Consider the following 519-nt stretch of genomic DNA (forward strand, 5'->3'; position numbering starts at 1 on the left):
TTCAACAGTAACAATAGTAGTACAGGTACTAATTTTCCCCGATGCATCTGTTGCCGTTAAAATCACTTCCTGCTCCCCCACATCATCAAGATCAAAATTCTCTTTGCTAAGAGACATGAGGAATCCACAATTGTCTGAGGAACCCCGGTCAAAGATCTCGGGAGTAATTCTACCTACTCCGGCTTCATTGAGATGAAGAGTAAATTCCTCCACGCAAACAATTTGAGGAGCTATATTATCCTCAACAGTTACTAAAGCTGAACATGTTGAACTGCTGCCATCGGTATAATGGATAATCAGATTCACTTGAACGGGTTCCCCCAGATCTTCACAGGTGAAATTCTCCCGGTCCAATTCCATGTTCACTATTGCAGGATCATCGGGATCTCCGGCAAAAACTTCTTCGGGTTCCAAGGTCGCATTACCGGAAGCATCAAGAAAAACAATTACAGGTTTGCAGGAGCCCGGGGTGGTAGCAAATACAGTAATGGAAACAACTACCTCCTGGGAGTAATCTTC

At 43.9% G+C, this 519-nt stretch carries 1 protein-coding gene; it reads right to left on the bottom strand.

Annotated elements, in window-relative coordinates:
* Positions 1–519, bottom strand: a 519-nt coding sequence (locus tag HC175_RS17325) for a hypothetical protein (RefSeq protein WP_438865954.1), incomplete at both ends; no start/stop codon positions are given.

It is taken from the genome of Salinimicrobium oceani (genome assembly GCF_012037645.1).